This is a genomic window from Pseudomonas sp. Irchel s3f10, assembly GCF_900187515.1.
Taxonomy (GTDB): domain Bacteria; phylum Pseudomonadota; class Gammaproteobacteria; order Pseudomonadales; family Pseudomonadaceae; genus Aquipseudomonas; species Aquipseudomonas tensinigenes.
Window position 1 is genome coordinate 844697 of the sequence record NZ_FYDZ01000002.1, and the last position, 22209, is coordinate 866905.

A 22209-nucleotide genomic window follows, 5' to 3' on the forward strand; every position below is an offset into this window, starting at 1 on the left:
GTTGCGTGCCGACGGTCAGTCGGCCGCGTGAAATTCGAGTTGGTAACCGGCACTGAAACCGTTGTCGTCGCGGTTGATGACCAGGCAATCGTGCAGCACGGCATCGCGCGGCCCACCGATCACAAACGGCAGATGCGCATCCAGCGGTTGCTCCAGGCCACTGACCGGCGGGATGCTTTGCGCCTGCAAGGCCTGCCGGGCAAAGATCAGGTCAACCAGACTCGGTGCACCACTGAGCATGCCGGTCAGTGCTGTGCTGCTGGTGATGTGTGCGGCGCCGGTTCGTGCCAGGGTGCGAGCCAGATCGGCATCCTTGTGCGGATCGCCAGTGGCGCTGCTGACCAGCAGATCCACTTGTTTATCCGGCAGGTTCAGCGAATCCAGACGAGGGTGGGCGAAGAGCGCCGTCAGGCAGGTTTGCGGGCCTGCCGGCAGATCATCGGCGCGGCGCAGTACCAACGCTGCCGCGCCTTCGCCGGCAATACCACCACGGCCGCGGCGATCAAAGGCGCGCAGACTTGGCGAAGCGTCGGTGCTGATCACGCCAGCCTCGGCCAGTGCAGCCAGCGCCAGCGGATCAAGTTCACTGCCGGCGCCGACCACAATGGCCGCATCCACTCGACCGCTTTGCAGCGCGGCGCAGGCCTCGCGTAGCGCCGCCAGATTGCCGGCGACGCCTTGCATGTAAGCGTTGCTTTCGCACTCCAGTTTCAACGCCAGACTGACCACCCCGAGCAAACCGTTGCTGAGGCTTTTGAGGACCAGAAACGGGTCGAGCGCGCGCTCCTGCAATACGCGTTTGGCCAGACGCTGCATGTCGGCACCGGTTTTGGTCTGACATTCGTGCAGCAGCTCACCGTAAGAGGCGAGCGACGGATGGGTGTACCCGCCCTGGCAGCAATAGAGACCAAAACGCACGTCGTCGCGGCCCGGTTCAAGCCCTGCCTCGGCCAGTGCCTGACGTACGGCGCTGACGCCCCAGATCACTGCCGGCGGACAATAACGCTGGAGGTTTTGTGCAACGTCCTGGCGACTGCGTTGATGATCGTCCTCAGCGACGTGACCGAACGCGACGACACGCTCACTGTGGAAAAGCGGCGACTGCAAGGCCGAGATCGCGCTGCGACCTTCGCGGGCTGCCGACCAGAAACGCTCGACACCCCACCCGGTGGGCAACACACAGCCGCTGCCGGTGATGGCGATACGTGCAGAGGCATTGCTCATTGTCCGTGCTCCCGATATTTGCCAAGGGCCAGCGAGGTGTTGAGGCCGCCAAAACCGAAAGAATTGCTCAGTGCGTAATCCACGCGACGACTGACGGCCTGACCGGCGCAATAATCCAGATCACACTGTTCGTCGGCGTCGTGCAGGTTCACCGTGGGCGTGACCAGATCGTTCAGGCAGGCCAATGCGGTGACGATGCATTCGGGTGCGCCGGCCGCCGCGATCAGGTGACCGAACTGCGATTTGTTGGCACTGACAGCCAAGGCTTGATAGTGCTTGTGCTCGGCAAACACACTTTTGATCGCGAGGGTTTCGGCCACGTCGTTGAGTGGCGTCGAGGTGCCGTGGGCGTTGATCAGATCGATCTGCTGCGGGCGTAGCCCGGCGTCGTCGAGTGCGGCCTGCATCGCCAGCGCCGCGCCGCGTCCTTCGGGTTGTGGTGCGGTGACTTTATAAGCGTCCAGGCTGCTGCCGAAACCCAGCACTTCGGCATAGGGTGTGGCGCCCCGCGCCAAGGCGTGTTCCAGGCTTTCGAGGACGACAAAACCGCCGCCTTCGCCGGCGATCAGCCCGCTGCGGTCACGATCGAACGGCCGACACAGGTCGGCGCCCCAGCGTTGTTCTCCCGAAGCGGCGCCGAGCAGGTACAGCGCAGCCATGGTGTCGAGATTGAGCACCGAGTCGGCCCCGCCGGCCAGCGCTACGCTGACTTCGCCGCGACGGATCATCTGAAAGGCATTACCGATCGCTTGGGAGGCACCCGCACAGGCACTGCTGATATTGATCACGGGGCCTTCGCAGCCCAGATCGTCGGCGATTACTCGCGCCAGCCGGTCGTTGCTCTGACGCAGCGAGCCATCGGCATTTACTTGCCCGGCACGCGGCATCAAGTGCTGCCAGCCCGGGGCAGCGCCATCCGGGGCGGCGGTCAGGAGCATGTCGGCGAGCATGTGTTGCGGCGCGCCAGAGGCACACAGAACCGCTGCGCCGCGCAATTGCTCCGGTTGCAGGCCACTGTCGTTGACGGCTTGCGTGGCGGCCACCCAGCCAAAGCGGCTGCGTTTCTCCAGTGGCAGGGTCCACGCCGCGTGGCTGTGCAGTTTTTCCGGCAACAGGCGCATGTCGACAGGCGCTGCATAACGCACCGCGAACGACGCCTCTTGCACGTCGTCCGGCTGCCATGGCCGCACGCAATGTTCGGCGCCGAGCATTTTTTCCCAGAGGGTCTGCCATTCGAAACCGAAACCGGTGACGGCGCCCATGCCGGTGATCACAATCCGTGTCGCACTCATGCGTGCTTCTCCATGGTTTCACTGGCCAACAACAATGCGCCCCAGTGACCGGCGCGAGTGTGGCTGACAAGCAGCGTGTAGCCCGGCGTCGCCGCGACTTCACGGCTGAGGTGCAAGGTCAGTGCGACCTCGGTCAGCAAGCCGCTGGCGCCCAGTTCACCGGTCATGGCGCGGGTGCTGCGAATCTCGCGCGGGAAAGCTTCGAGCAACTTCATCACTTGCCCGTCAGCGCAATTGCCGACGATATGCTCGACGTCGCCGACCCGCAGTTTCTCCCCACTCAGAACCTGGTCGATCACACGCCGACCTACCACCACAGACCGTTGCGGATCGGTGCTGTAACCACGGGCAAACCCGGCGATGCGCACGGCGTGTGCCGCACCCGGCGCTGGTGTCGACGCCAGCAACAGCGCGGCGGCGCCCTCACCGAAAATCGGCTCACTCGCCTGATCGGGCTCGCGCAGGTACAGGGCCGGGGTCAGGTTCGGACTGCTGCTGACCACCAACGCGGCGTCGGCATGCCGCTCGCCAATCTGCTGGCAGGCTTCGACCAGCGCATCCAGTCCGGCGTTGTCCTGAGAACAGAACCCGCCCATCGGCCCGTGACAATTGAGCGCTTCAGCCACATAGGCCATCACGCTGCTGTTGAGCAGGGTCAGCGCATGCAGAGGCGGCGTGTTGGCCAATAACTGCGCCAGTTGTTTTTGCGGCTGTTCGATGATCGCCTGCACCGCATCCCAGCAAGGACTCGGCGCGTCGACTTCGGGAATGGCCGCTGTCAGGGCAATGCGTGACGCGGGCAATTGCAGCGCCGACAGCGCTGGCGCCAGCCGTGCGGCGCAATGCAACAGGCGCAAGCCCTGCGGTTCGACGCTGCGCTGGATCTTGCGATCAAACAGGTCACTGGCCAGTCGCGGCGTCGGCAAGGCAAATGCCTGACGCTGTGCGTCAAAGGCCAGCGGTTGCGCCGCGCAGGGTGTGCCGAGCAAGTCAGCGCATTCACTGCCCACCACATTCAGCACCGCAGCGGCATTGAGATAGATGGCTCGGTTCATGTCATGCCCTCCCCAGAACCAGCGAGCTGTTGATGCCGCCGAAGCCGAACGAGTTGGACATCACCACGCTGATCGGCTGTCGCACCGGCTCGCTCAAGAACGTCAGCGAAGGGTATTCGGCACGCTCAGGGTCGTAATTCAGGGTGGGCAACAGCACACCGTCACGCAGGCTCATCAGCGACAGCACCGCTTCGATCGCACCACTGCCTGCCAGCGAATGACCGATGGCGGACTTGTTGGCGGTGAAGGTCATGAAATCCTGGCAGCCGCCGAACAGACGCTGCAGCGCCAACGCTTCACAACTGTCATTGGCCTGTGTGGAGGTGCCGTGGGTGTTGACGTGTTGCACGGCGCTGCGCAGCAGCCCGGCGTCTTCGATTGCTGCTTCCATGCATTCCTCGTATTTACTGCCGTCGCGACTGCTGGAGGTCATTTTCTGCGCCTCGCAGACATTCGCGTAACCCAACACCCGGCCCAATGGCGCAGCCTTGCGCCGCTGCGCGTGTTCAGCGGATTCGAGAATGACCATCGCCGAGCCTTCGCTGAGGACAAAACCGCTACGGTCAGGCATGAACGGGCGGCTCTGTTCGCTTGCCGGCAAGTCGGCCTGACAGAGCGCGCCGAGGCTGTTGAACATGTAATAAGGCAGTTCGTTGGCCATCAGTTCGACGGCGCCGCAGATAGCCAGATCGATCTCGCCGCGCTCGATGGCCCGGTAAGCACTGCCGATGGCCATGGTGCCGGCGGCACAGGCATCGGAATGGGTCGAGATGTGATCGCGGATGCCGAGCCGATCGGCCAGATGCTGCGTCTGCTGATCGACCCGCCGGATGAAGGTCGCGCTGGACGTTGCCGGACTGTCCAGCAGACGGTCGAGGTCGACGCGGCCGGCCTCATCCATGCAACGGCTGAGCCGCTGCAGATCGTGGCTGTCGGCACAGTACTTGTTGGCGCCCAGAAACAGACCGCTGCGACTGTGAGCAAAGTCTGCTGGCGTCAAACCGGCATGCTCCAGCGCCTGCCGGGCGACGTACTCGGCCAGCACACTTTGCCGTGGGTGCAGCGCCGCATTGCCGCCGAAACCGGCACCGATCTGCTGCCACTGCGCGTCATCAATAAACCCGGCAGCGCTGTTGCTGAATCCCAGCGCCTTGAACCGAGGATTTTCGCGGACACAGGATTGCTTCCGGCAAATCCGCTCGAACAACGTGGCAGCGTCCAGCGCCATGGGCGCCACCAGACCGAACCCGCTCACATAGACTTCTCGTGCCCGCATGAGAACTCCTACACCGCTTCTTTGGCGTGAGTGGCGACAAACTGCTCAACCAATTGACGCGACACTTCATCGCCATCCGCCGGCACCAGACGCGCACTGCACGCACCGCAGACCACTTGTTGGCGCTCGTTCAGAATCGCCTGATGAGCATTGCAATCAGGGCACGTTGCCGGCAGGTAGTTGAAGAGATTGCGGCACTGGTTGGCCCAGTTACGCACGGTGGTCGCGGCGAACACCTGAGCCGGTTGCATGCCCGCCTTCAACTGATCCGGGGTGTAGGCGCTCAGGCTTTGCTCAAGCAGGCTTTTGCCGCTTTCGGTAATGCGACCGTTGGCGAGAAACTCGCTGGCATCACCGCAAACCGCCACTGCATGGTCGAGCACGCTGGTTTTCGGCAGTGTGCAGCCATATTGGCGGCCCAGTTGGAAGCTCAGGTCGACGATGTCCAGCGAGTCGGCACCGAGGTCTTCGACAATGCTGCTGTTTTCTTCGATGTCATTCGCATCCATCACCAACAGCTGTGCGAGGATTTCGCGAGTGCTGGCAACGACATGTTCCAAGTCCAATGGATTGTTCATTTCTATCTCCCTATATGTCGTGACTACTTCATGAATTCGACTTATGAAAAGTAACTTTTCCCACAGCAACTTCTCACGCGGCGGGAATCTAAACTCTGCCCTTAAGGGGAGAGTCAACGAACTATTCAAGGTTTTTTTACAAGTCGAAAAAAGTCTGCAAAACCCCACAGACGCCGCACCTCCTTGGTGCGGTGAACGACTTATTTACTTAACAAAGACGGGGTAAGGTGGGGCGCCCGCGGTATCAGGCAGGCCGACTTTCGAAAGCAACTAAGGACGCAACGGAACAGACGTACTAAAAGTAAAAACCGGACAAGTAAAATAGTTATAACTTCATAACCTTTGTTTTAGGTCAGTACTGACGTTAATTGATTTTGCTGGAAGGTTTACTCCCCCATCCGTAAAACGCTGGCAGCGTTTATGGATATCTGAATGTCGAACACAGACATCTGGGCCAAGGCGCGGCGCTATAGGGTGCAGCTTCCGTTTGATCGCCTTGTCTGGAGCCGACACATGACCGCCCCTATCACCGTTCTACGCGACACCCATCCGCTGCCGGTACTCGATGCCTGCAAATGGGAAAAACTCGAAGGCGACCCGCACACCGTCAACCTCAACGCCTACACCAGCGAAGACGGCAGCAAGATCATGGGCACGTGGATCTGCACGCCGGGCAAGTGGCGCGTTGAATACGTGAAGTGGGAATACTGCCATTTCCAGGAAGGCTACTGCGTAATCACCCCGGACGGCATGGCGTCGATCCACCTGCGTGCTGGCGATATCTTTGTGGTTGAACCGGGCATGAAAGGCACGTGGGAAGTGGTCGAGACCGTGCGCAAATATTTCGTGTTTGCCTGATGCAAAAAAGCCGGGAGATCACCCGACGTGATTTCCCGGCAAATGTCACAGATTCACTCAAATCCCTGTGGGAGCTAGCCTGCTAGCGATTGCGATCAATCTGGCAAAAATGAGTTGCCTGACACTCAGCCATCGCTAGCAGGCTAGCTCCCACAGTTTGTTCAGCGCTGTCCTTCTATTGCAGGCTTGCGATAGCTGTTGATGATCGCCGAGAAATCCTTCCCGCCATCCCCACGCTGACTCATCGCCTGATACAACTGCTGCGCCACCGCGCCGAGCACCACCGGTTGATGAGCCTGACGCGCCGCTTCGGTCGCCAGACCCAAATCCTTCAGCATGAGTTCCGCGCCAAACCCGCCGGTATAACCACGCGAAGCCGGTGCCGTTTCGACGATGCCCGGCCACGGGTTGTACATCTCCGAACTCCAGCAACGCCCGGTCGAGCTGTTGATGATCCCGGCCAGCACCGAGGTGTCGATGCCCAGCGCATCACCCAGCGCCATCGCTTCACTGACGCCGACCATCGAGATCGCCAGCAGCAGGTTGTTGCAGATCTTGGCGATCTGCCCGGTGCCGACTTCGCCGCAATGCACGATGTTGCGACCCATCTGCGCCAGCACCGGTTGCAGGGTGGCGAACAGTTGCGGAGTGGCGCCGACCATAAAGGTCAGCGTGCCGGCAGTGGCACCACCGGTGCCACCGGACACTGGCGCATCGGCCATGGCCACGCCTTGTTTCGCCGCAGCGGCCGCTACATCGCGGGCCGTCTGCGGATCGATGGTGCTGCAATCCACCGCTGGCACACCTTGGCGAATCCCAGCCAGCACACCATCCTCACCGAGCCAGACACTGCGCACATGCACAGCCGCCGGCAGCATGGTGATTACCAGTTCGGCGTCTTCGGCTGCTTCACGGGCCGAAGCGCGAATGCTGCCGCCCAGTTGCTCCAGTTCCGCCAGCACGGTTTTGTTCAGGTCGACCAGACTCAGCGAGTGGCCAGCCTTGATCAGGTTGCGCGCCATCGGCGCGCCCATGTTGCCCAGACCGATAAATGCGATTTTCATGATCGATTCCTCAGCGCAGGTTGATGGTGGTGTTCACGCCGTCGTTGACGCTGTCGTCATCGAACCAGCGCGCCGTGACCGTTTTGGTCTGCGTGTAGAACTGCACCACTTGCTTGCCGTACGGGCCGAGGTCGCCGAGTTTCGAACCGCGCGAACCGGTGAAGCTGAAGAATGGCACCGGCACTGGAATCGGGATATTGATGCCGACCTGGCCGACGTCGATTTCAGTCTGGAATTTACGCGCCGCTGCGCCGCTCTGGGTGAACAGGCCGGTGCCGTTGCCGAACGGGTTGGCGTTGACCAGCGCAATCGCCTGATCGAGGGTGTCGACTTCCAGCACCACCAGCACCGGGCCGAAGATTTCCTGGGTGTAGATCTGCATGTCGGTGGTCACGCCCGAGAACAAGGTCGGGCCGACAAAGTTGCCCTGCTCGTAGCCCGGCACCTTGATGTCGCGACCGTCCAGTTCCAGCTTGGCGCCTTCCTTGATGCCGCTTTCGATCAGATCGAGAATTCGCGCCTTGGCTTTCTTCGAGATCACCGGGCCGACATCGGTGCCCGGCTCATTGCCGGCGTTGACGGTGAGTTTCTGCGCCAGCGCTTTCAGATCCGGCAGCCATTGTTTCGCCGCACCGACCAACACCACCACCGAAGTGGCCATGCAACGTTGCCCGGCGGCACCGAAACCGGCGCCGACCAAGGCATTCAGCGCTTGCTCGCGGTTGGCATCGGCCAGCACCACGGCGTGGTTCTTCGCGCCCATCATCGATTGCACGCGCTTGCCGTGCTTGCCGGCCAGGTCATAAACGTGGGTGCCAACCGCAGTCGAGCCGACGAAGGACACGGCTTTGATGTCCTTGTGCGTGCACAGGCCATCGACCACGTCTTTACCGCCGTGAACCACGTTCAACACGCCCGCCGGAACGCCGGCCTCGATCGCCAGTTCCACCAACAGCATGGTCGACAGCGGATCCTGCTCCGAAGGCTTCAAGACGAAAGTGTTGCCGCAGGCGATGGCCATCGGGAACATCCACAGCGGAATCATCGCCGGGAAGTTGAACGGGGTAATGCCTGCGCACACGCCGATCGGCTGACGCAGCGTGTAAGTATCAACACCGCCGGCGACGTTCTCGGCGAACTCGCCCATTTGCAGGCTGCCGATGGAGCAGGCGTGCTCGACCACTTCCAGGCCACGGAAAATATCGCCCTCGGCGTCGGCAATGGTTTTGCCCTGCTCGGCGCTGAGCACCACGGCAATGCGTTTGGAGTGTTCGCGGATCAGCGCTTGCAGCTTGAGCATGATGCGCATGCGTGCGCCGATCGGGGTCAGTTTCCAGGTCTGGAAGGCGCGCTGGGCGGCGGTGACGGCAGCATCGACTTCAGCGGCGGTAGCGAACGGGACTTTGGCCAGCACTTGCTGGGTCGCCGGGTTGACGATGTCGTGCCATTCGGTGGTCTGCGACTCGACCCATTCGCCATTGATCAGCAGCTTGACCTTCTGGAACGTGGTTTCGTTGGGCGTAAGCGATGCGTTCATGCTGGTCTCCGAAACTTGTTTTTATCGTAGGAGCCAAGGCGAAAGGTTCGCCTTGAGATGAGGCGTGTGTCACGAATTGGTTGTCGGACTGTTTTTGGAGTATAGATGTGCAAACTTCTAATAAGAACGCACATATAAGCCCGTCCATCATGCAAAAAAACATCACCTCTCTAGGCTCGCTGAACTGGGACGACCTCAAGTTTTTCCTCGAAGTCGCCCGCACCCGCAAGGCCAGTACCGCCGCCAAACGGCTGGCTGTCGACTACACCACGGTGTCGCGGCGGATCAGTTCGCTGGAAGGGGCATTGGGCACTTTGCTGTTCGAGAAGTCGCGGACCAGCGGCTTCGTCCTGACCACCGAAGGCCAGCGTTTGCTCGGTTATGCCGAGTCGATCGAAAGCACATTGCACATGGCCTGCGAGCAGGTTTCAGGTTCCGGTGTGGCGTTGTCCGGGCATGTGCGCATGGGTTGCACCGAAGGTTTCGGCAGTTTTTTCATCACCCCGCATCTGAGCCATTTCGTCGACGCTTACCCGGCGATCTCGGTGGACATCCTGCCGCTGCCGCACTTCATCAGCCTGTCCAAGCGCGAGGCCGATATCGTCATCGCCCTGGAACGCCCGGAGCACGGGCCGTACGTGTGCTGCAAACTCTGCGACTACCGTTTGCAGCTCTACGCGACCCAGGACTATCTGGACCAACACCCACCGATCCGCCGCCCGGCAGACTTGGGCAAGCATCAATTCATCAGTTATGTGGATGACCTGGCGTTCAGCTCGGAGCTGCTGTACCTGGCGAACGTGTTGCCGGGCGCCAGCGCCAACTTGCGCAGCACCAGCGTGATCGCGCAATTCGTCGCGGCGCAGCAAGGGCGCTCACTGGCGATTCTGCCGTGCTTCCTCGCCGCGCAGGATCCGCGCCTGCTGCCGGTGTTGCCGGAGGAAATCGATATTACCCGGCAGTTCTGGATGTACTGCCGGGAGGATCTGAGGAAGTTGAAGCGGATCACTTTGTTGTGGGATTACATTCGGGAGGTGACTGAGCGTAATCAAGGTCTGCTGATGGGGCAGACCCGCGAGATGCAGTTCGCCGACTAGTCGGCGCTGACCACAATCGACACCCGGCGGTTCTCCGTGCGGCCGGCTGCCGTATCGTTGGACGCCACCGGCTCTTTGCTACCCAGGCCCTGCAACTGGATGTTCTCTTGTTTCATACCAACCGTGCCCAGCACGTTGGCGACACTTTTCGCACGGCGCAGGGACAGTTGCTGGTTGTACGTCTCTTTGCCCGATGCGTCGGTGTGGCCATCGACGCGCACGCGCTCGATGCCGACACCCAGCAGGGCCTTGCCGATGCGTTCGACGATCTCGGTGCTTGGCTGGTTCAGGCTTTCGACGTCGCTGCCAAACAGCACTTTGCCGGACAGGCCAAATTCCCAGCCCTCGTCGGTCAATTCAAAACCCTGTTGTTTGAGAACGGCGACCTGCGCTGGCGTCAGGCCTTTTTGCGGGGCGGTCTGGCAACCGGTCAGGGCCAGTACGGCCATCAACAGCACCGCGTAAAAAGATCGAATGGACAGTGTGAACACGACAGTCAGCTCCTGGTTTGAACGGAATCGACCAGGTGCTCCGCCCCGGCCGTGAATTGGGCGCCGCGCGACAGACGCTTGGCTTGATACATCGCCGCATCGGCGGCATCGAGCAAGGCCCCCGGCGTGACACCATGATCGGGAAAAACCGCAATGCCGATACTGAGCGAGGTCACGACACTGGTGTCGCCCGGCAGCGCGATGGGCATGTCCATGCTGGCGAGGATCTTGTCGGCAATGCGCTCGGCATCTTCGACCTTGTGCAGCGGCGTGAGCAGAACAGCGAACTCGTCACCGCCCAGCCGCGCCACCAGATCCTCTTCGCGCAACTGCGCACGAACGCGATTGGCCACCGCCACCAGCACCGCATCACCGGCGGCGTGGCCGAAGTTGTCGTTGATGCCTTTGAAACGGTCACTGTCGAGAAACAACACCGCCACACGCTCATCGTGTTTGCTGGCGTTGCGCAACGCACGGATCAAGCGCCCTTCGAAAAACGCTCGGTTCGGCAGACCGGTCAGGCTGTCGTGACTGGCCTGGTGAGCGAGGGTTTCGTTTTCGTTTTGCAGGTGGGTTTGCCACGACTCCAGCTCATCGAGCAAGGCGTTGAAGTCATTGCCGAGGTTGTCGAGTTCGGCGATCTGCGCTGGCGGCACGCGGCGATCCAGCGCTCGCTCGCTGCGCGCGGCGTGAGCCACATTGGCCAGACTGCGCAGAGGGCCGGTGATCGCGCGTAACTGCCGGCGCGCAAGGTAGAGCGCCACCCAGGCGCTGATCGCGGTACAGAGAATGATCCCCGCCAGACCGCTGAGCAGAAAGCGCATCAGGCTGCCACCATGGCCGGTGAGCAGCACACGACCGATTTCACGGTCCTGATGCTCGATCGGCAGGCTGATGGGTTTTTCCAGGATGGCGCGGGTGATCTGCATTTCCAGCTCAGAGAACAAACCGTTTTCCGGGCGTTGCCAATGCGCGAGCAGTTGCCCCTGGCTGTCCAGCACCTGGGCGTCAGCAACCTCTTCGGAGGAAGCAATCAGCGCCAGCGATTCGTTGGCGGCGGTCTTGTCGTTGAACACCACTGCGGCTTCCACGGTGTAGCTGATCGATCGGGCGATCAAGTGCAGGTTGTGATCGGCGTAAACGCGTAATGCCAGTACGCCGAGCAACGTCAGCGAAACACTGGCCATCGCCACGCCCACCAGCGCGACGGTCAAATGCCCTCGGCCAATGACCGAACCCAACGTTGGGCGGCTATTCGATCTGAACAGGTTCATGGCGCCGCCGATTTGCGACGCGACAATTGCAGCACGCTGGGGTGAATGCGCACGCCGCTACGGGCAACGGAGTCGAGATTGACCTCGAAGGACACTTGCTCATCGCCAACGCGCAGACAGAACAGGCTACCGACCGTGCATTGATCGCCACCTTCACTGATGCTCAGTACTGGATGACCAATCAGCGAAGCGAACAAGCGAGTGCGTTCATCGGGCGTGAGTTTGCCGATGTACACCGCATCGCATTCGCTGACGATGGCCGGGTTGTCGGCCAGCAGGCGACGTACGGTGACCGGCCGGCCGGTGGCTTGCGTGGTGCCTTTGACCAGGTCGTCGGTGTATTCGGTCGGGCCGACGATGCACAGGCGCAATTGCGCCGGCTCAACCGGCCAGCGCGCGTAGCTGAGAATGCCAAGAACTACCTGCGTGACAGATTTGGCCCGCTGTTCGGCCATGCCTGTCGGCGCTTGTGGTTGCGCGAAAGCCGCACCCGTCAACAACCAGAGCAGAGCAACAAGCAACGCGTGCTTGCAGACAACTACGCGCCCTGTCGCCCAGACAGACACCTTCATGCAAGGATTCTCTTGGATCGTAGCGAAATGATGCCGCAACGATAGCACAGCAGTGAAACACCAGCGAGACAGCGACCTCTGACCGGTTGGTCAGTAAACGCCGCCAATCGTCTGGATTTTCACCCCCGAGGCGCGGCGCCCTCCTCCAGTTCCAGCATCAGCCCGCTCAGGCGTTTGACCCTGCGCTGCACCGCCTCCTCCAACACCCCGGGGCGGGATTCGATCAGGGTGAACCAATGCTTGGCGCGGGTGATGCCGGTGTAGATCAATTCTTTGGTCAGCACCGGATTCAAGGCATCGGGCAGGATCAGCGCCGTGTGGGCAAATTCCGAGCCCTGGGACTTGTGCACCGTCATGGCGTAGACGGTTTCGACATCATTGAGCCGGCTGGGCAATACGAAGCGCACACCGCCCTGACCATCGTTGCGCGGGAACGCCACGCGCAACACCGGTTTGCCTGCGTCAGGGCCTTCGCGCTCGGGCAGCTTGAGGGCGATGCCGATGTCGCCGTTCATCAAACCCAGACCGTAGTCGTTGCGAGTCATCAATACCGGGCGGCCTTCGTACCATTGCTGATCGTTTTCGATCAGACGTGCTTTGAGCAGCGCGGCGGTGATGCGTTGATTCAGACCTTCGACACCCCACGGCCCTTTGCGCACCGCGCACAGCAACTGGAAGGTGTCGAACGCCTGCAAGACTTCACGGGCCCAAATGACCCAGTCCGGATGTTCGAGTGGCCGGCCCGAGGGTGGACGCTGATCACGCAGCACGCTCAGATAATGGCGATAGCCTTGTGGGCCGTCGCCATGACCCTCCAGCAACAGTCGCTCCAGCGTGTGATCGTGCTCGCCCTTGAGCGGCAGCGAATACACATCGTCATAGTGCCCGGCCGTGAGCAACTGGCGCGCTTCATCCGGCAGCTGTTGGTTGACCCGACGCGCGAGCTGACCAATCCCACTGCCCTCGCCGAAGCGCCGGGAGTGGCGCAGCATCACCACTTGCTGGGCCAGCGGGTGGGTGCCATCGACGTCTTCATGCAAGCCACTGTCCTGCAGCGACTCACCGCTGACCGACTCCAGCCACCGTCGGGTCTGCGGGTTGTACCAGCCACTCTCGGCGTCTCGACACAAATCCCCCAGCACCGCGCCGGCCTCCACGGAGGCCAGTTGATCCTTGTCGCCCAGCAAGACCAGTCGTGCATGGGGTGGCAAGGCATCCAGCAGGTTGGCCATCATTTCCAGGTCGATCATCGAGGCTTCGTCGACCACCAGCACATCCAGTGGCAGGCGGTTGCCGGAGTGGTGTCGGAAGTGTCGGGTGCCGGGACGACTGCCCAACAGACGATGCACGGTGGTGACGTCGCAAGGAATTTTCGCCCGCACCTCTTCGCTGACTTCCAGTGACTGCACTTGTTGGCTGATGGACTCGGTCAACCGCGCCGCAGCCTTGCCTGTCGGTGCCGCCAGACGAATCCGCAGCGGATGACCGGTGGCAACCGCGGGCGCTTGAAGCAGGGCCAGCAAGCGCACCACGGTGGTGGTTTTGCCGGTGCCCGGACCGCCAGTGACGATGCTGAAAGCACCACGAGTTGCGAGGGCGCAGGCGAGTTTCTGCCAGTCGATCACCTCACCCGTTTTCGCTGATCCGAACAGCTCGTTCAAGCGCTGCGGCAGATCGTCCGGCGTCGGCTCGACTTGCTGCAGACGCTGACGCAATGCCGTATCGATGCGCCGCTCGTAGGCCCAGTAGCGTCGCAGATACAGGCGTTTGCCCGCCAACACCAACGGGCGTTGTTGTGCTGAATCGCTGCTATCCGCCGACAATGCGACCAGAGAGCTGCCCGCCAGCACCTTGCACCAGTGAGCACCATCGAGCGCCTCGAGCAATTGCGAAGGTAGCAACAAGACACCACCTTGCACGTCTCCTTCGGGGGGTAGCGACAGCGCGAAGTCGGGCGCTTTCAGGGTTTCATACAGATCGAGACAGACATGACCGTGGCCAAGTTGATGACTGGTCAGGGCAGCAGCAAGCAACACCAGCGGATCGGTATCGCGCTCAAGTTCGTGCAGGAACCCGACAAACGCTTTGTCCAGCGCACGCAACCAGCCGCGCTCGACCCACCGGGTCAGCAATATCAACAGGTCGTCGGCGCTGGTCAGGGGCGATAACCTCGACAGACTGTCAGCAGCCAGCGGCGTAGGGAGCAGATCGGCAAAGGTGCGGCTCATAGCAGGACTCCCTGTTCCCAGGCGGGCTCGGTCTTGGGTTCGGGTTTGCCTTGGAACATCCGGTCGAGACGCTCGATCAGCTCACGGGGCGGACGTACAAAATAGACACCGCGACTGTCAGCACGGGTGCCGCGCAGAAACAGATACAACGCCCCGCCGATATGCCGGTCGTAATCGTAATCAGGCAGCCGGGCCTTGAGTTGGCGGTGCAACGCCAGCAGGTACAACACGTATTGCAGGTCATAACGGTTGTCGAGGATCGACTGCTCCATGGCCTGCTCGGTATAGGCCAGATCATCCACGCCGAGCCAGTTGGACTTGTAATCGGCCACGTAATAACGACCATCGTGCTCAAAGGTCAGGTCGATGAAGCCTTTGAACATGCCGTTGAGTTGCACCGGTTCTGCCGCCACACGGGCCACGCCCCTGTGAGTGTGCTGACGCACCAGTTCGTCTAGTTTGAGGACATCGACTTTATGGCTGGCGAACCAGAACTCCATCTCGACCCGGTATTGCTTCAGTTGCTCAAGAACAACCGGTAGTTGCCCGCCAGCAATCGGCAGTGGCGATTTGAGCAGGTGCTGCAGCCAGTCGCTCAGAGTGGTGATCCAGCCTTCCCAGCCACGCAGGTTACAGCGTCGGGCAATCGCATCCTCCAACGCCTCGCGGGAAACGGCAAAGCCGTCATCTCCGGCCCATTCCAGCAAACCGTGAAGAAACGTTCCTGGATTGGGGCCACGAGGAAAGCGATGGATATCGGCGCCACCGGCAATGATTTCTCGCGGGGCGTCGGGATCGAGGCGCTCATCATCGAATAGTTTTTGCGCTTGCGGGCTGTCCGGCGCTTCATCGCTGCCGACACTCAATACGTCGCTGATGCGCAATGCGCTGTAGGAGGCGATCCACCAGTTTTCACTGGCCTTACGCTTGGGCAACAGCGTGGCGCTCAGCACGGCGTCATTGCGTGGCGGCTGGTAATGCTCGGCGGTGGGTTGTGGCATTTCATCGATGTGGATGGCCGGGCAGTCTTGTTGCAGGTCTTGCAGCCAGCGCTTCAGTTCGCTGGACTCACCCAGAGATACACCACCGCCGAGCAAATAACCCAGTGCCGAAAGGTGCAGCACCGAGCTGTTGTTATTGCCGCGTTTGAGATCCGTCACACCCAACCAGCAGGCGTGCTGCGCGCGAGTCAGAGCAACGTAGAGCAAGCGCAGGTCTTCAGCCAGACGCTCATCGTCGGCTTGCGCGATCAGCTCGGCAGTCGGCTTGAGGCTAATCTGAGCCTTGCCCTCGGCGTCGTGATAATGCAGTGGCAATCGACTGCCATCCACGGGTTTCGCCGAACAAATGAACGGCAAGAACACCAATGGATATTCCAGACCTTTGGACTTGTGGATGGTCACGACTTTGACCAGTTGCTCGTCGCTTTCCAGACGTAGAATCTGCTCTTCGCCAGCCTGACCGGACACTGCCAGCAGTTCGGCCAGATGACGAATCAGCGCTTGTTCCCCGTCCAGCTCCGCAGCCGCTTGCTGCATCAATTCCGACAGGTGCAAAAGGTTAGTCAGTACACGCTCACCATCTGTGCGTCTCATCAGGGTTTGCGGCAGGTGGAAGTCGTGCAGCAAGCGGCGCAACATCGGCAGTACACCTTGTTTGCGCCATAGCTCGCGATAGCCACGGAACTGCATGACCCGGGTTTCCCACACCAGTTCGTCCTGGTTCAGACGTTCCAGCTCTGCCAATGGCAGGTTCAGGGTGATGCAGGCCAGCGCGGCTTTCAGGGACCGTTCTACATCCGGCTCGGCACAGGCCTTGAGCCAGGACAACAGGTCATGAGCCTCTTGCGCCGCGAAAACCGAATCCTTGTCCGACAGATAAACACTGCGCACGCCTCGGGCAGCGAGTTCACTGCGTACGGCCTGGGCTTCTTTGCCGTCGCGCACGAGAATCGCAATGTCGGACGGCCTCAGACCTCTGAAGTCTTTGCCATCCTGCACGAACCCCGCGTCAGCGCTTTGCCCGCCATTGAGCAGCGCGGTGATTTCGCTGGCGCACGCGGCTGCCAATTGCTGGCGATAGACCACGCCGGACAGTGGCTGGTCGGCAGGCAAATGCCAGATATTCAGCGCCGCGATAGCTTGCCCGGCAACTTGCAGTTGTTCCTTGCGACCTTGAGATTCGACAGGAAGAAACGGTACCGGGTTGTCGCCGTTTTTCTCGCGGAACAAAAACGCGCCGCGTCCCTGCTCTCGGGACTCGGCACGTGCGAATACATGATTGACCGCGTTGACCATGCCATGGCTGGAACGGAAGTTGGTGCCCAGTGTATGCAGTCGGCCAGTGGTAGCCTGACGTGCGCGCAGGTAGGTGTAGATGTCTGCACCGCGGAAGGCGTAGATCGCCTGCTTCGGATCACCGATCAGAAACAGGCCGGTCTCGGGGCTGTTGTCTTCGATGCGATAGATGCTCTCGAAGATTCGGTACTGCACCGGGTCGGTGTCCTGGAACTCATCGATCAGCGCGACCGGGAATTGCTCGCGAATCAACGTCGCAAGACGTTCGCCACCGTCGGATTGCAAAGCTGCATCAAGGCGCAACAACATGTCGTCGAAGCCCATCTCGGCGCGACGCCGCTTCTCTTCTTCAAAGCGTGCGCCTACCCATTTGGCGGCATGTTGCAGCACAGCGGCATCAGGAGTGGGCAATGCATCGAGGCTCGACTTGAGTTTCGGCATGGCATCCAGACCCGGGTGGCTCGGGGCCTGACCTTTCCACGCTTCGGCCATGCCGTCGGGGGTCAGTCGGGTGAAACCGGTGCCGATATCCAGTTGCTCCAGAGACTCGTCTTCAGCCCATGCCTTGAGCTTTTCGAACCACGGTTCGAAGTAACGTGCCTGCATCTTGCGTCCGTCGACGGTTTTGCTAGTGACGCCTTGATGACAGATGGCGAGCAACTCGTCTGCCCATTGGCGCCAGGGCATTTTCAGCTCGATCAATGCCGCACGGCGCTCTTGCAGGCACTTCTCGATCAACTCTGCCGGAGCCTTTCCCTCGTCACTGTCGCGCTCACTGGCGAACAGACCGCGCACGCGAGGCAACAACGCTGCTGGCCCACCCCAGTTGCTGCGAACCCAACTCAAGGCATCGCCCTGCATCGGGTAACAGAACAGCCGCCAGTAATCGCGCAACACTTCTCCGAGCAAGTCGCTGTGATCGGTTTCCAGTGTTTGGGTGAACAAGCTGCCGCTGTCGAACGCATGTTCACGGAGCATGCGCTGACACCAACTGTGGATGGTCGAAACAGCGGCCTCGTCCATCCATTGCGCAGCGACATCGAGGCGGTTGGCACAACCGGGCCACTGCTGTGGTTCGAATTGATCGCGCAGTTCAGCAATCAGTCCGTCAGGGGCAGGTGTTTCGTCACGAAAGAATCGAGCTGCCTCAGCCAGACGCGTGCGTATGCGCTCACGCAGTTCCTTGGTCGCGGCATCGGTGAAGGTCACGACGAGAATCTGTGGTGGCAGCAATTCACGACCAAAGCCGCTCGACTCGCCACCGTGTCCAAGAATAAGTCGCAGATACAAAGCTGAGATGGTGAATGTTTTGCCGGTACCGGCACTGGCTTCGATCAACTGACTGCCCTGTAGCGGAAAGGCCAGTGCGAGGGGTGTCTTGGTGCTCATGCGCGAGCCCCTTCAGTGGACAGTGAACGCCATGGTGCTTCAAGCAGAGGGCGATACAACGCGTCGCACCAACCGGAGAATGTTTCATCTGCAAGCAATGCATCGAAGTCGGCGTATTGCCGGGACAACGCGGGGCTCTCACGGCGCTCGCCTTCGCTGGTCTGCCCGTCACCTTCATAGGCTTTACGCGCTGCCGCTTCGGCCTTCAGCGGATCGGTTTGGGAAAGCCACGCAAAAGCGGTTTTTACCGCGATCGGCAGTGGCTGTCGCATGCCTGCCTGCCAAGCGAGGAGCAAGTCACCAAGGAAACGTATCGCTCGTGCTGGCTCCATGGGTTCAAGCAGCAATGTATCGTCGCTGGCGACTAATGCTGTCGTCAGCGAAAGTCCGCTGGCGCAGGCCACCAAATGATTAACCCAAGGTTTGGTCAGCCGATGCCATTTGCGGCTTTTGATTGAGCCGATGCTGTTGGGAATGGTCGTGATCGACAACAGGCCTGCGTCAGCGCGCTTGTGCAAACCCGCGAGCCAGCCTTCAAGACGCAAGCCCTGCAATTCAAGGTTGACCGGCATCGCACTGCTCAAAGGGGTAGGCCAGAGTGCCAGCAGTTGTTGATAACGCTGTAGCAAGTCCGGCAAAGGTTCGATCAGCTCACGTTGCAGGCACTCGCCAAACCCGGCCATTGGCAACAGACCACTGTTTTGCAGACGCCGGGCCTGGGCTGTCAGTGCTTGATCGACATTATCCGGTTGCCTGAGAGCGGCTTCGAGCAAGCTGTCGCTGAGCGTGTAACGCTGTAATGCATCCAGCACGAAGGGTTCTTCGTCGGCTAGCGGCGCTTCGGCAGCCTCGAAATAAACCTTGAGGCGCTGGGTGAAAAAGTGCCGGACCGGGTTGCGTAAAAAGTCCTGCAACAAAGCCAGGCTCAGCGGCTCCTCCTGTACATAAGGAGTAAGTAGCTGAGTTTCGTTTTGAGGCTCATGCGGTTGATGCAGAACCTGCCATTCACTGGCATAGCTGAACAGGTGATCTCCTTCATGAAAATAGCGCGCACTGAACGGCTGCAGTGGATGCTCTTGCGTAATGGCACTCAGCAGATCGCGATTTTCGTCGAGCAATCGCCAGCCACTTGCGAGGTGATCGCGCAATTGGCCGATCAACACTGAAGCCGGTCGCTCACTGTTATCGCGGATGCTGCGACCAACCCAACTGATGTACAGCTGGTTGCGCGCAGACAAAAGCGCTTCAAGCAAAAGATAGCGGTCGTCTTCGCGCCGTGAACGATCTCCCGGGCGGTAGTCGCTACCCATGAGGTCGAAATCCAGCGGCGGCTGCGCGCGGGGATAATCGCCGTCGTTCATTCCCAGCAGACAGACCAGTTTGAATGGAATGGCGCGCATGGGCATCAGCGTACAAAAATTCACGGCGCCGGCCAAAAAGCGCTGAGACAAGCGCCCCTGATCCAGACCCGCGAGCCAGGCTTCACGAACCACAGTCAGTGGTAGCTCATCCGCCAGGCCTACTGCCTCGCACGTTTCCAGCCAGGTCTCACGTAGCTCTTCGAGTTGGGTCAACAAGTAGTCGTCATGCTCGTTGCTGGCTTTGAAGAACAGTTGCATCAGCGCTTGCAATCGATACCCCCACTCCTTGGCTTGAGCGGGTTGAGTGAGCTGTTGATGGGCGAGTTCCAAGGCATCGAGCAGAGCCACCAACGGCCCGATCAGTGCGGCGTCGAGACCGCCGATTTCATCATAAGGTTCGATCCCTTCACACGCTCTGGCGCTGCCAACGGCATAGCCCAGGAGCATGCGGCGCAGACCGAAATGCCAGCTGTTCTGCTCAAGCTCGTCAGGTAAACCCAGACCCGCGCGCTGCTCGGCGTTCATCCCCCAGCGCACGCCGGCACCCTCGATCCAGTGGTGCAGTGTTGGCAGGTCGCGTTCTTCCACACCGAAACGAGCGCGAAGTGCAGGAACGTCAAGCAAGTCGAGGATTTCACTGACCGGAAAACGGCTGTCGGGAAGCTTAAGCAGGTGTTCGACGGCGATCAGCAGTGGATCACGACCACGTTGCCCTTGATCCGCCAATGTGAAGGGGATGAACCGCTCGTCCTGCCGGTCAAGCTGACCAAACACCGCGCGGATATGCGGGGCGTAGCTATCGATGTCAGGCACCATTACGATCACATCGCGAGGACGCAAATCCGGGTTGGCACTGAACCGCGCCAGAAGCTGGTCATGCAGTATTTCGACTTCACGCTGAGCGCTGTGGGCAATGTGGAAACGGATCGACTCGTCTTGTACCAGATCGACTACGGGCCAGTGTTCGCGAGTCTCATTGAGTGGGCGCAACTCGAGAATGTCGTCCTGGAGTTGATTGAGCAGATTGTGTGGTTGAGTTTCGCTGAACAGGTCTATGCGGCCGTCGCGGAAAGCCGCCCGATAGCTATTGGGATCGTCATAGCTGTCGAGCAGGTTGATGTAGTCGCGGCCTTGTTTGCCCCATGCAGCCAACAGTGGATGAGCGTGTTGATGCAGTGCATCAGGGTCCAGCACTGTGGGCATTCCAGTCTTGCGCGATTGCCGCTTGTACTGGTGCCGCAGCAAATCCTTGTCGGCGACAATATCGGCCCAGTGGTGGCGGCACGGGTTGTGAACACACAGCAGGACCTGACTGAAACGCGCAAGCCCGGCCAGTGCTTCAAGCACCTGGGCTGGCAGCGAAGAAATACCGAAAACGATCACTCGCGAAGGCAATCCCGCAGGAGCTTCGGCAAGATTGTTGATGCGCTCGATGAACCGTTGGTGAACGCCGGCACGACTCTGTGCCATCCCCTGTTCGCCAACGTCATCCAGCAGCGCACGCCACAGTTCCGCCTGCCAGCAACTGGTCGGGGGCAATGGTTTTACTTCACCTCTTACATTGCGCAACTGATGCCGACCTTCGGCCCAGTCTTCAAGCCAGTCGGCCCGGTACACCTGATACTGGTCGAACAGATCCGCCAAGCGCTCGGACAATTGGTAGCGCTTGCGCAGGTCGGTGTCATGGGTAAGGAAGCGTTGCAACGGCTCAAAATGCGGGCGATCAATGACCTGAGGGAGCAGGCGCATGAGGCGCCAGGTCAGCGGGGCTTTATCGAGCAGGGATTTGGGCGGAATTTCATCTCGGCCAAGTACCATGCGGTAAAGCTGCCACATGAAACTGCCCGGCAGTTGCACATCAATTGCTGCGGCAATACCGCAACCGCCAAGGTCATCTTCCTCAGAATCTTCGGCCAAGGCCAATTTTAGCCATTGGGCAATGCCGTTGCTCTGCACCAGAGCTATTTCGTTTTCCAGGGGAGCCAGCGGATAACGCCGCATGATGCTGATCACAAGGCTGCGCAGTTCGTCCAGGCTGTTGCTCTGGACCACCATGAATGCAGCGTTGAGGGACTGAGCGTCCGGCATAAAGGATTCCTTGGAAAGTACGAAAGCCAGGGCAGAACCTTAGCATTGTCGGCAGGTTGTGACAGCCGGACGGCGCCTGCGAATGCTGTAAGAACTTTCCTGCGGGCAAAACAAAACCCCAACTGCTTTCGCAATTGGGGTTTCGGAATTTAATCTTGACGATGACCTACTCTCACATGGGGAAACCCCACACTACCATCGGCGATGCATCGTTTCACTGCTGAGTTCGGGATGGGATCAGGTGGTTCCAACGCTCTATGGTCGTCAAGAAATTCGGGTACTGAGTCGTGGCCAGATGGCCTCGCTTCAGCAAATTGGGTATGTGACAGCTTTCGGTGTTTGTGCTGCTTTTTTAAGTGCAGTCGAACTTTCGGTTCGTTTCGTCTTCACACACCGCAACTTGGCCTTTCGACGCAAATTGCTTGGGTGTTATATGGTCAAGCCTCACGGGCAATTAGTATTGGTTAGCTCAACGCCTCACAGCGCTTACACACCCAACCTATCAACGTCGTAGTCTTCGACGGCCCT

General features: G+C 60.3%; 15 protein-coding genes and 2 rRNA genes. 2 read left to right on the forward strand and 15 right to left on the reverse strand.

The window, feature by feature from the left end; all coding sequences use genetic code 11:
• Nucleotides 1–15: 15 nt before the first annotated feature.
• Genes CKW17_RS09025 through CKW17_RS09045 form a run of 5 tightly spaced genes read right to left on the reverse strand, consistent with a single transcriptional unit; the run spans nt 16 to nt 5425 of the window.
• Entirely contained in the window at nt 16–1224 is a 1209-nt protein-coding gene (locus CKW17_RS09025; RefSeq protein ID WP_095119582.1) for a beta-ketoacyl synthase N-terminal-like domain-containing protein, read from the reverse strand.
• Entirely contained in the window at nt 1221–2516 is a 1296-nt protein-coding gene (locus CKW17_RS09030) for a beta-ketoacyl synthase (protein WP_095119583.1), read from the reverse strand. Before CKW17_RS09030 ends, CKW17_RS09025 begins: the two co-directional genes overlap by 4 nt.
• On the reverse strand, nt 2513–3571 hold the full coding sequence (locus CKW17_RS09035) for a beta-ketoacyl synthase (RefSeq protein ID WP_095119584.1): 1059 nt from the start codon (nt 3569–3571) through the stop codon (nt 2513–2515). The genes CKW17_RS09030 and CKW17_RS09035 overlap by 4 nt, the downstream gene beginning before the upstream one ends.
• A gap of 1 nt (nt 3572) precedes the next feature.
• Nucleotides 3573–4847: a beta-ketoacyl-[acyl-carrier-protein] synthase family protein gene (locus CKW17_RS09040; protein WP_095119585.1), complete on the reverse strand. Its 1275-nt coding sequence runs from the start codon at nt 4845–4847 to the stop codon at nt 3573–3575.
• 8 nt (nt 4848–4855) lie between these two features.
• Nucleotides 4856–5425, reverse strand: a complete 570-nt coding sequence (locus tag CKW17_RS09045; RefSeq protein WP_095119586.1) for an acyl carrier protein — start codon at nt 5423–5425, stop codon at nt 4856–4858.
• A 513-nt stretch (nt 5426–5938) separates the two neighbouring features.
• Between CKW17_RS09045 and CKW17_RS09050 the strand changes: the two genes are divergently transcribed.
• Nucleotides 5939–6283: a cupin domain-containing protein gene (locus CKW17_RS09050; protein ID WP_095119587.1), complete on the forward strand. Its 345-nt coding sequence runs from the start codon at nt 5939–5941 to the stop codon at nt 6281–6283.
• A gap of 161 nt (nt 6284–6444) precedes the next feature.
• On the opposite strand, the gene mmsB is transcribed toward CKW17_RS09050, so the two are convergent.
• Together mmsB and CKW17_RS09060 are read right to left on the reverse strand one after the other, a co-directional pair.
• Nucleotides 6445–7347, reverse strand: a complete 903-nt coding sequence (gene mmsB, locus CKW17_RS09055; protein WP_093442369.1) for a 3-hydroxyisobutyrate dehydrogenase — start codon at nt 7345–7347, stop codon at nt 6445–6447.
• A gap of 10 nt (nt 7348–7357) precedes the next feature.
• A complete protein-coding gene (locus CKW17_RS09060; RefSeq protein ID WP_095119588.1) occupies nt 7358–8884 on the reverse strand; it encodes a CoA-acylating methylmalonate-semialdehyde dehydrogenase in 1527 nt (508 codons plus the stop codon).
• Between the two features lie 149 nt (nt 8885–9033).
• On the opposite strand from CKW17_RS09060, the gene CKW17_RS09065 reads away from it, so the two are divergent.
• Nucleotides 9034–9981, forward strand: coding sequence for a LysR family transcriptional regulator (locus CKW17_RS09065; RefSeq protein ID WP_095119589.1), 948 nt, complete (start codon nt 9034–9036; stop codon nt 9979–9981).
• Here CKW17_RS09065 and CKW17_RS09070 read toward each other — a convergent pair.
• The 8 genes from CKW17_RS09070 to CKW17_RS09105 form a co-directional block, all read right to left on the reverse strand.
• Nucleotides 9978–10430 (reverse strand): OmpA family protein, encoded by a 453-nt coding sequence (locus CKW17_RS09070; protein WP_189684027.1) that lies wholly within the window; start codon nt 10428–10430, stop codon nt 9978–9980. The genes CKW17_RS09065 and CKW17_RS09070 overlap by 4 nt on opposite strands.
• A 47-nt stretch (nt 10431–10477) precedes the next feature.
• Nucleotides 10478–11746: a diguanylate cyclase domain-containing protein gene (locus tag CKW17_RS09075; protein ID WP_095119591.1), complete on the reverse strand. Its 1269-nt coding sequence runs from the start codon at nt 11744–11746 to the stop codon at nt 10478–10480.
• The gene (locus CKW17_RS09080; RefSeq protein WP_095119592.1) at nt 11743–12318 is read right to left on the reverse strand and encodes a YfiR family protein; all 576 of its coding nucleotides are present in this window, start codon (nt 12316–12318) and stop codon (nt 11743–11745) included. The genes CKW17_RS09075 and CKW17_RS09080 overlap by 4 nt, the downstream gene beginning before the upstream one ends.
• A 119-nt stretch (nt 12319–12437) precedes the next feature.
• Nucleotides 12438–14546, reverse strand: coding sequence for an exodeoxyribonuclease V subunit alpha (recD, locus tag CKW17_RS09085; RefSeq protein WP_095119593.1), 2109 nt, complete (start codon nt 14544–14546; stop codon nt 12438–12440).
• The gene (recB, locus tag CKW17_RS09090; RefSeq protein WP_095119594.1) at nt 14543–18232 is read right to left on the reverse strand and encodes an exodeoxyribonuclease V subunit beta; all 3690 of its coding nucleotides are present in this window, start codon (nt 18230–18232) and stop codon (nt 14543–14545) included. Before recB ends, recD begins: the two co-directional genes overlap by 4 nt.
• The gene (recC, locus tag CKW17_RS09095; protein ID WP_095119595.1) at nt 18229–21681 is read right to left on the reverse strand and encodes an exodeoxyribonuclease V subunit gamma; all 3453 of its coding nucleotides are present in this window, start codon (nt 21679–21681) and stop codon (nt 18229–18231) included. Before recC ends, recB begins: the two co-directional genes overlap by 4 nt.
• Nucleotides 21682–21834: 153 nt before the next feature.
• Nucleotides 21835–21950 (reverse strand): 5S ribosomal RNA (gene rrf, locus CKW17_RS09100).
• Between the two features lie 164 nt (nt 21951–22114).
• Nucleotides 22115–22209 (reverse strand): 23S ribosomal RNA (locus tag CKW17_RS09105); the annotation flags it as partial.

Excerpts from the sequence above, each read along its gene's own strand:
- CKW17_RS09025 (WP_095119582.1), bottom strand. The coding sequence starts at position 1,224 with ATGAGCAATGCCTCTGCACGTATCGCCATCACCGGCAGCGGCTGTGTG.
- CKW17_RS09030 (WP_095119583.1), bottom strand. The coding sequence starts at position 2,516 with ATGAGTGCGACACGGATTGTGATCACCGGCATGGGCGCCGTCACCGGT.
- CKW17_RS09035 (WP_095119584.1), bottom strand. The coding sequence starts at position 3,571 with ATGAACCGAGCCATCTATCTCAATGCCGCTGCGGTGCTGAATGTGGTG.
- CKW17_RS09040 (WP_095119585.1), bottom strand. The coding sequence starts at position 4,847 with ATGCGGGCACGAGAAGTCTATGTGAGCGGGTTCGGTCTGGTGGCGCCC.
- CKW17_RS09045 (WP_095119586.1), bottom strand. The coding sequence starts at position 5,425 with ATGAACAATCCATTGGACTTGGAACATGTCGTTGCCAGCACTCGCGAA.
- CKW17_RS09050 (WP_095119587.1), top strand. The coding sequence starts at position 5,939 with ATGACCGCCCCTATCACCGTTCTACGCGACACCCATCCGCTGCCGGTA.
- mmsB (WP_093442369.1), bottom strand. The coding sequence starts at position 7,347 with ATGAAAATCGCATTTATCGGTCTGGGCAACATGGGCGCGCCGATGGCG.
- CKW17_RS09060 (WP_095119588.1), bottom strand. The coding sequence starts at position 8,884 with ATGAACGCATCGCTTACGCCCAACGAAACCACGTTCCAGAAGGTCAAG.
- CKW17_RS09065 (WP_095119589.1), top strand. The coding sequence starts at position 9,034 with ATGCAAAAAAACATCACCTCTCTAGGCTCGCTGAACTGGGACGACCTC.
- CKW17_RS09070 (WP_189684027.1), bottom strand. The coding sequence starts at position 10,430 with ATGGCCGTACTGGCCCTGACCGGTTGCCAGACCGCCCCGCAAAAAGGC.
- CKW17_RS09075 (WP_095119591.1), bottom strand. The coding sequence starts at position 11,746 with ATGAACCTGTTCAGATCGAATAGCCGCCCAACGTTGGGTTCGGTCATT.
- CKW17_RS09080 (WP_095119592.1), bottom strand. The coding sequence starts at position 12,318 with ATGAAGGTGTCTGTCTGGGCGACAGGGCGCGTAGTTGTCTGCAAGCAC.
- recD (WP_095119593.1), bottom strand. The coding sequence starts at position 14,546 with ATGAGCCGCACCTTTGCCGATCTGCTCCCTACGCCGCTGGCTGCTGAC.
- recB (WP_095119594.1), bottom strand. The coding sequence starts at position 18,232 with ATGAGCACCAAGACACCCCTCGCACTGGCCTTTCCGCTACAGGGCAGT.
- recC (WP_095119595.1), bottom strand. The coding sequence starts at position 21,681 with ATGCCGGACGCTCAGTCCCTCAACGCTGCATTCATGGTGGTCCAGAGC.